The 7,785-nt window shown below is 52.4% G+C and carries 10 protein-coding genes and 1 pseudogene; all 11 read right to left on the reverse strand.

Going from position 1 to position 7,785, the window contains the following annotated elements; all coding sequences use genetic code 11:
- Positions 1-428: urease accessory protein UreG (gene ureG / locus MHN01_RS10175; RefSeq protein ID WP_239411251.1), on the reverse strand; the 428-nt coding region annotated here is incomplete at its 3' end.
- A 10-nt stretch (positions 429-438) separates the two neighbouring features.
- Positions 439-1,122: an urease accessory protein UreF gene (locus MHN01_RS10180; RefSeq protein ID WP_239411252.1), complete on the reverse strand. Its 684-nt coding sequence runs from the start codon at positions 1,120-1,122 to the stop codon at positions 439-441.
- 18 nt (positions 1,123-1,140) lie between these two features.
- Positions 1,141-1,746 (reverse strand): HupE/UreJ family protein, encoded by a 606-nt coding sequence (locus MHN01_RS10185; protein ID WP_239411253.1) that lies wholly within the window; start codon positions 1,744-1,746, stop codon positions 1,141-1,143.
- 75 nt (positions 1,747-1,821) lie between these two features.
- Positions 1,822-2,331 (reverse strand): urease accessory protein UreE, encoded by a 510-nt coding sequence (gene ureE / locus MHN01_RS10190; RefSeq protein ID WP_239411254.1) that lies wholly within the window; start codon positions 2,329-2,331, stop codon positions 1,822-1,824.
- Positions 2,332-2,340: 9 nt separating this feature from the next.
- Positions 2,341-4,044, reverse strand: a complete 1,704-nt coding sequence (gene ureC / locus MHN01_RS10195; protein ID WP_239411255.1) for an urease subunit alpha — start codon at positions 4,042-4,044, stop codon at positions 2,341-2,343.
- Positions 4,045-4,431, reverse strand: a complete 387-nt coding sequence (locus MHN01_RS10200; protein WP_370646484.1) for an urease subunit beta — start codon at positions 4,429-4,431, stop codon at positions 4,045-4,047.
- 8 nt (positions 4,432-4,439) lie between these two features.
- Positions 4,440-4,742: an urease subunit gamma gene (ureA, locus tag MHN01_RS10205; RefSeq protein WP_239411256.1), complete on the reverse strand. Its 303-nt coding sequence runs from the start codon at positions 4,740-4,742 to the stop codon at positions 4,440-4,442.
- Positions 4,743-4,818: 76 nt separating this feature from the next.
- Positions 4,819-5,760 (reverse strand): urease accessory protein UreD, encoded by a 942-nt coding sequence (locus tag MHN01_RS10210; protein WP_239411257.1) that lies wholly within the window; start codon positions 5,758-5,760, stop codon positions 4,819-4,821.
- Complete coding sequence (urtE, locus tag MHN01_RS10215; RefSeq protein WP_239411258.1) at positions 5,757-6,452, reverse strand: urea ABC transporter ATP-binding subunit UrtE; 696 nt, start codon at positions 6,450-6,452, stop codon at positions 5,757-5,759. Before urtE ends, MHN01_RS10210 begins: the two co-directional genes overlap by 4 nt.
- Positions 6,452-7,345 carry an urea ABC transporter ATP-binding protein UrtD gene (urtD, locus tag MHN01_RS10220; RefSeq protein ID WP_239411259.1) on the reverse strand — a complete coding sequence of 298 codons (894 nt, stop codon included), beginning with the start codon at positions 7,343-7,345 and terminating at the stop codon, positions 6,452-6,454. The genes urtE and urtD overlap by 1 nt, the downstream gene beginning before the upstream one ends.
- Positions 7,342-7,785 (reverse strand): annotated as a pseudogene (locus MHN01_RS10225) (urea ABC transporter permease subunit UrtC); the annotation flags it as partial. The pseudogene MHN01_RS10225 and the gene urtD, both read right to left, overlap by 4 nt.

Below are 7,785 nucleotides of genomic sequence, written 5' to 3' on the forward strand. Positions count from 1 at the left end.
GTAATTCCCGGGCCTCCTTTTCTCGGAATCTTCTCCCCTTCGGCGACATCAATGACATAAATCGTTAAATCGGCCAGCTCGGGGCTGAAGGTCGCACTCAAGTTATCGCCGCCGCTCTCGATAAAGACCACATCAAGGCTCTTGTGCCTTGCTGCCAGCTCTTCAACCGCTGCCAGGTTCATCGAGGCATCTTCCCGAATTGCCGTATGAGGACATCCGCCAGTCTCGACACCTATGATTCGGTCAGCATCTAGGGCCTCTGCCCGGGTCAGGATTTTGGCATCCTCCTGGGTGTAGATATCATTGGTTACAACGGCAATGTTGTACTTATCACGAATGGTTTTACACAGTATTTCTAGCAATGCTGTCTTTCCCGACCCTACCGGGCCGCCAACGCCAATCCGTAATGGTGATTTGTATTCTGTCATGGTTATTTCCCTAAGATCGGTAAAGTCTGGTGTATTGAGTCTCGTGCTGGCTACTGGCTATCGCCTGCGCCGGAGTAAAACTGCCAATTTCATGGTCCTGGACCTGTTGCGAAGCAGCCAGGGCATCTGGCAGCAGCTGGGACATCGACAGCAATATCTGCTGTCCGGCGCTCTGGCCCAGCGGGATGAGCTTCACCCCGGCCATCGTCGCATTTTCAAGCCAGCTCCAGAGATAACCGGCATTTAACGCCGCCGATTCTATCCCCCAGTGGTTCGCCGCCAACGCAAAGCCTGCCAGTTGGCAGCCCTCCGCACAGGCCAGATCATGGGCAGGAAACGGCTCGCCCAGTTGCGCGAGTAACCTCGCTGTCGCCTTGCCTCTCTGCTGCTCTTCCAAACGCAACTCCTTGGTTTCACGATTAACATATAACCAATGATTCCAGTGGGTTACTGCGGATAGTTCATGTTGTTCATAGGCCATGTACAAACGAGATAGAATAGGTAGCTCCAGTGTTACCAGGCTATGGTGAAGTACATCTGTCAGCCAGAGCTGAAGGCTTTCCTGATTGGTTACCCATCCTTTCTCTATCGCCCACTCTAGCCCCTGTGAGTAAGTAAATGCCCCAATCGGTAATGAGGGGCTCATTAGTTGATAAAGGCGAAAATCCGGTAATACATGTCTGGTATTGGACATAGTCACCTGCCATGCAAATTAGCTAGCAAGTGCCAGTAAAGTACCGCTCATTGCCAACAAGGCACTCTGCCACTTAGGGCTAAGGTACTGGCCTAACTTGTAACCACTCATTGCAAGCAAACTGGCACTTACCAACATGCCGGGTACAAAAGCCATCAAGCCAGAAGAAGATGCCTCAAGTCCATGTGCCCAGCCATGGAACATAACAGCAACAACAGCCAACACCGACATTACGACTGACCAGCTATTACTTCCTGCTCGCTGACGGCTATACACAGCAACAGATGCAACAAACACTGAGGCCAGAATCATCGTTTCAATACCGGTTGCAAAGCCCGACATCGCGCCAAAACCAAGGCCGAGCAGCATACTGACCAATGCTGCCAGCACGATACGCACTTGTTGGTGTCTCTGTTTATATTGGGCGGCAATCAGCCCCACCCCCACTAACATAACCAGATGATCTAACCCGGTGATCGGGTGGGTGATGCCGGAGACAAAAGAAGAGAACACCCCGCTTTCTAGTGGGCCATGGCCACTGTGAGCCATTGCCGAACCAGAGGCTAGCAGTAGTGCTGCAGATCCAGATGATACTAATGAGCGGGTATGAATTAATTTAACCATATCTTTTCCTTTCGCTATTGTTATCAAGCTTCATGCTTTATCTGTTATTGATATCTTGCCTTAGCCACTATCGGTTTAATGGCTATGGTGGCTGTGTTCATCAGAGTGTTTGTGTCCATGGCTATGCCCGGTATGTGAGTGCCCGCTATTTGCACCACCATAAGCGCCTGCCTCAGGCTCGAACGGAGCCATTTCCGACGTCACTTCGGCCCCCAGCCCTGCGACCATCTCATCCAGCACATGATCGTGCTGATATCGCACCCAGTCAGGCTCTATCTGAAGCGGAACGTGGCGGTTGCCAAGGTGGTAGCAAACCCGCGCCATAAGATGCGGATCAGAACAGTAGACAGTAGATACGGCCTCTTCGGCTGCCAGCACCCTGACCAACACCCCCTGCTCGCTTCGCAACAGATCACCGTTTCGCAGGATCTTGCCGCGTGGTAAAAACAGCCCGGCTTCTCTGCCATCGTCTAAGTTGACCTTCAGACGGCTTTTAATCCTTGAGTCAATTGGCAGGCTAAGCGTTGCACTGTCGGTCAATGACGCTGACTCCTGTGCAGTCAAAATCTGAGTTAGAACAATCATCAAAGATCCTCAAAATAAGAAATAACGCTGTGCCATCGGCAATACCTCTGCTGGCTCGCACACCAGCAGCTCTCCGTTGGCACGTACCTGGTAGGTCTGTGAATCGACTTCAATATTGGGTTGCCAGTCATTCAGCACCATGTCGCTCTTGGTTATGGTGCGGCACCCTTTGGCGACGCCAATCAAACTTTGCAAACCAAGCTGTTCGTCAATGCCTGCTGATTTCGCCGACGCTGAAACAAACAGCATCGACGTGTTCTGGCTGGCTTTACCGTAGCTACCAAACATCGACCGATAATGCACAGGCTGTGGTGTTGGGATCGATGCATTCGGATCGCCCATCGGAGCGGCGGCAATCATGCCTCCCTTGATGATTGTGCTGGGCTTGATCCCGAAAAAAGCGGGCTTCCAAAGCACCAAATCAGCAAGTTTTCCTATCTCGATAGAGCCGACTTCATGACCGATCCCGTGAGTAATTGCCGGATTAATGGTGTACTTGGCGATATAGCGTTTGAGACGATAATTGTCGCTATAGCTTGTATCCTGCGGCAGGCTGCCACGCTGCACTTTCATCTTATGGGCAGTCTGCCAGGTACGAGTGATCACCTCGCCGACTCGTCCCATCGCCTGAGAATCAGACGCAATCATCGAGAACGCCCCCAGATCATGAAGAATATCTTCGGCAGCAATGGTCTCCCGCCGGATCCGGGATTCGGCAAAGGCAACATCTTCAGCAATCGAAGGAGAAAGATGGTGGCAGACCATCAGCATATCCAGGTGCTCATCAACGGTATTGACCGTATAGGGCCGGGTCGGATTGGTTGATGAAGGCAATACGTTTGACTCACCGCAGGCGCGGATAATATCAGGCGCATGGCCGCCACCGGCACCTTCAGTGTGGTAGGTATGGATCACTCGCTCGCCGATCGCAGCCAAGGTTGACTCAACAAAACCAGATTCATTTAGCGTATCGGTATGAATAGCGACCTGAACATCGGTGTCTTCGGCGACTGTCATACAGTTATCAATCGAGGCCGGTGTGGTTCCCCAGTCTTCATGAAGCTTCAGGCCGATAGCTCCGGCCTCAACCTGTTCATGCAGCGCTTCAGGCAAGCTGGCATTCCCTTTGCCGAGCAGGCCAAAGTTCATCGGGAAAGTATCCAGCGCTTCGAGCATCCGGTGAATATTCCACGGACCCGGTGTACAGGTCGTCGCATTGGTGCCTGTCGCCGGTCCTGTGCCTCCGCCAAGCATGGTAGTGATCCCAGAGCACAGAGCCTCTTCAATCTGCTGCGGGCAGATAAAGTGAATATGGGAGTCGATACCTCCGGCAGTGAGAATAGCGCCCTCACCCGCCAGAATTTCTGTTCCCGGGCCAATCACGATATCGACACCAGACTGAACATCCGGGTTTCCCGCCTTGCCAATGGCGCTGATACGGCCATCTTTGACTGCCACATCGGCTTTGACTATCCCCCAATAATCGAGAATAACGGCATTGGTGATCACCAAATCGGGTGTGAACGACGACGGCAGCTGACTCTGCCCCATTCCGTCACGGATGACTTTACCACCACCAAATTTCACTTCGTCACCGTAGCGGGTATAGTCTTTCTCAACCTCCAGCCACAACTCGGTATCGGCCAGGCGCAACCTGTCGCCAACAGTCGGGCCAAACATTTCGCCATAGGCTTGTCTTGAAATTGTCGCCATTTATTCCTCCGCCTCCCTGCTGTCAGGTTCTATCGCCAATGCGGACTGCCCGACAGAGCCCATGACCTTGCCCTGAAACCCATAAATAGTCTGCGTACCGCCGAAACTTACCAGCTCAACCGTTCGTGACTGCCCGGGCTCAAAACGGGTAGCCGTACCCGCTGCAATATTGAGCCGGTAGCCCAGCGTTGCCTCACGTTCAAACTCCAGCGCTTCATTGGCTTCAAAGAAATGGTAATGGGAGCCAATCTGTATTGGCCGATCCCCCAAGTTGGCTACTGAAACCGTCAGCACAGGTTTGCCCACATTCAGTTCAATCTCACCCTCAGCGCATTGAAGCTCACCGGGGATCATCGCTCTGGACACGTCTTGTTGATTGTCTGACATCACTCACCTCATACAATCGGATCATGGACGGTGACCAGCTTGGTACCGTCAGGAAACGTCGCTTCTACCTGAACGTCGTTTATCATTGCAGCAACGCCTTCCATCACCTCGTCTGCTGACAATATTGTCCGGCCAAAATCCATCAACTCCGCGACGGTTCGTCCTTCTCTGGCCCCTTCCATGATCGCAGCACTAATCAAAGCCACCGACTCCGGATAGTTGAGTTTCAGGCCTTTGTCACGGCGTCGCTCAGCCAGAAGAGCTGCAGTAAAAATCAGCAACTTATCCTTTTCTCTGGGTGTTAATTCCATCTATTCCTCCAGCAAACCATCAATACTCCGGATAACAGCCCGAGCAATTATCAAGATGCCACCAAGTAGTTAGGGCTCAGGTCGCCCAAATTCTGGGAGTGTTTGGTTTACTGCCAAACCAGGTACGCCTCACTGACAACCAAACCTGGGTAAACAGCGCCATCATTGGCTCGGTACCGTCTCCCATCGCCCTGACTACCATCACCCTGTGCTCACCGCTGCTGTCCGTTACTTCAGTCACACCAGCTACTACCTTGTTTTCCAATAAGTATTCCTGATAGTCACAAAGCAAGGTCTGTACCATATTGAGCAAGGGCTCGTCAGATTCAGTCACTATCATGGTGCCCATCATCGGATTGCCCCGCAGGCCTGCACTTTGCTGGTGCTGATCACCGCCCTGTACATTCAGTTGCTCTGCAATAATCAGCTCATTTCCAATCCTGAGCTGGGTGCAACCGACAACGCTCCCACTGGTAAAGCCCTCTTTTAGTGCAGGTCGCCCAAAACAGTGCATTTCCCAACCAATAAATCGACCTCCGGGCTCTACGTCGATCTCGGTATCCAGTCTGACTCGAGCTTCCGGAAAATAGATATTTTCTTGCGGCAGCCACTCAAGCATGGCGCCTGCATCTACCGAGAGATGTTGACGCTGATAGGCGTATTTTTCCGAAGAGCGATAAAACTTGGTCGCGCCGGGCGTGGTGATTAATGCCTTGGCATCAGTCTCTGAATGGGCAGCAATTGACAGCTTGTCTCCGCCAACGACTCCACCGGGAGGGTGAAGCAAGTACGTGTGACAAACATCGCCTTCAGGATAAAGCGGACGCTGAACCGCAAGCGGGCCAAGTTGCTTGCGGTGCTTCAATACCGTTTTAGTGGCATTGGCCGAAAATCCCAGTTCCAACCGCGCCCGCCACCCCTGCTGCGATTCAAGATCATCAGGCAAAGGTTTAGGTGTGATTGAAGCAATATTGGTTAGCGGAGACTTTATCTCGATGCTGTTATGGATTGCCGTCATACAGTCAGATACTCCTTGATCAGTTTGTCGTTAAGGCCGGCCATTTCTCCCTTGGCAACAGCCCGCCCACGATCAAGCAAACAAAAGTTGTCACCAACTTTTCGTGCAAAAGGAAGCTTTTGTTCAACCAGCAATACCGTGAGTCCTAACTCATGATTCAACCGGCGAATGATGTCACCAATTTCCTGAACGATGTTGGGCTGGATCCCCTCAGTCGGCTCATCCAGTATCAGCAAGCTAGGGTTGACGACCAGTGCCCGGGCGATAGCCAGTTGTTGTTGCTGGCCCCCGCTCAAGTCTCCGCCACGACGATGGAGCATCTCTTTCAGCACCGGGAAAAGCTCGTAGATAAACTCGGGAATTTTGCGATCGCCCTTAGCTCGGATAGGCAGGCCGATATGCAGGTTCTCTTCAACACTCAGCAACGGAAAAATCTGTCGCCCCTGAGGTACATACCCAACACCATGACGGGGACGACTTTCTGCCGACAATTTGCTGATATCTTTCCCCTGCAGCACGATCTCACCGCTCTTGACAGGCAACAACCCCATCACACACTGTAGCAAGGTCGTTTTCCCTACCCCGTTGCGTCCCATCAGTACCGTGCACTTCCCCTCGGGAATGCTGATATCCAAATCCCACAAGGTATGGCTCTCGCCGTAAAATTGATTCAGTCCTTTGATTTCCAGCATCACGATTCTCCCAGATAGACTTCTTTGACCCGTGGATCAGACTGCACCTCGCTCATCGAGCCTTCGGCCAGCATATGCCCCTGATGCAAAACAGACACCCTACTGGCAATCGAGCGGACAAAATCCATATCATGCTCGACCACCACCACCGAATGATCCCCGGCCAGCGATGTCAGCAATTCTGCCGTTCGATCCATTTCCTGGTGGGTCATCCCCGCGACTGGTTCATCCACCAGCAACAGCTTAGGCTTCTGCATCAGCAGCATGCCGATCTCCAGCCATTGCTTCTGACCGTGAGACAAGTTACCTGCCAACAGGTCAGCATGATTTTCAAGGCCAATGAGGATCAGCACCCGATTGAGTTCATCACGCTGTTCCCCGTTAAGACTGGCTCTGAATACACGCCAGACACTGCGCTCCCCGGCCATTGCCAGTTCCAGGTTGTGCCACACCGACAGGCACTCAAACACTGTCGGTTTCTGGAACTTCCGGCCGACACCGGCATTGGCTATCTCGGCTTCGTCCATTTGCAGAAGATTGATATTGGAGCCCAGCCAGACCTGCCCTTCGTCAGGGCGAGTCTTACCGGTAATGATGTCCATCATGGTGGTCTTCCCGGCACCATTCGGACCGATAATGCAGCGCAGTTCTCCTTCCTTGATATACAGGTTCAAATCGTTGATCGCCTTGAATCCGTCAAATGACTTGGTTACCCCTTCGAGATACAGCAAAATGTTGTGCCGGGTATCGAGCAAGGGGTGCTGTTGCGGTTTGAGAAAATCAAAAACCTGATCCCGGCGAACAAAGTTCTTTACCGAATTACGAAACTGCACCGGCAACCAATGAGACTGATCCAGCTTCTCGGGCGAGAGCTGTTGAGGAATCGTGGTCATAATGCGGCCTCCTTACGAGACGAAGAGCGAGAAGACTTGCGAGCAAATGAGTCAGAGAAAAATCCGGTTACGCCTTTAGGCAGGAATAGTGTCGCCAGTACAAACAAGCTCCCCAGCGCAAATAGCCAGACTTCCGGAAATTCGATGGTGAACCAGCTCTTGGCATAGTTGATAAGCAAGGCACCGACAATGGCGCCAAACAAAGTTGCCCGACCACCCAGCGCTACCCACACCACGATCTCGATTGAGTTAAGCGGTGCAAATTCCCCAGGGTTGATAATGCCAACCTGCGGCACATACAAGGCACCGGCGATACCGGCCAGTACCGCTGACAGCACAAAAATCCACAGCTTGAATTGATCGACGTTGTACCCAATAAAGCGTACCCGTGACTCGGCATCCCGGGTTGCGACGGCAAGGTTACCCAGTCGGCTGGATAT

The sequence above is a fragment of the Photobacterium sp. OFAV2-7 genome (genome assembly GCF_022347985.1).
Lineage (GTDB): Bacteria > Pseudomonadota > Gammaproteobacteria > Enterobacterales > Vibrionaceae > Photobacterium.

Coding starts and splice junctions, on each gene's coding strand:
- MHN01_RS10180 (WP_239411252.1), bottom strand. CDS start 1,122: ATGTCCAATACCAGACATGTATTACCGGATTTTCGCCTTTATCAACTA.
- MHN01_RS10185 (WP_239411253.1), bottom strand. CDS start 1,746: ATGGTTAAATTAATTCATACCCGCTCATTAGTATCATCTGGATCTGCA.
- ureE (WP_239411254.1), bottom strand. CDS start 2,331: ATGATTGTTCTAACTCAGATTTTGACTGCACAGGAGTCAGCGTCATTG.
- ureC (WP_239411255.1), bottom strand. CDS start 4,044: ATGGCGACAATTTCAAGACAAGCCTATGGCGAAATGTTTGGCCCGACT.
- MHN01_RS10200 (WP_370646484.1), bottom strand. CDS start 4,431: ATGTCAGACAATCAACAAGACGTGTCCAGAGCGATGATCCCCGGTGAG.
- ureA (WP_239411256.1), bottom strand. CDS start 4,742: ATGGAATTAACACCCAGAGAAAAGGATAAGTTGCTGATTTTTACTGCA.
- MHN01_RS10210 (WP_239411257.1), bottom strand. CDS start 5,760: ATGACGGCAATCCATAACAGCATCGAGATAAAGTCTCCGCTAACCAAT.
- urtE (WP_239411258.1), bottom strand. CDS start 6,452: ATGCTGGAAATCAAAGGACTGAATCAATTTTACGGCGAGAGCCATACC.
- urtD (WP_239411259.1), bottom strand. CDS start 7,345: ATGACCACGATTCCTCAACAGCTCTCGCCCGAGAAGCTGGATCAGTCT.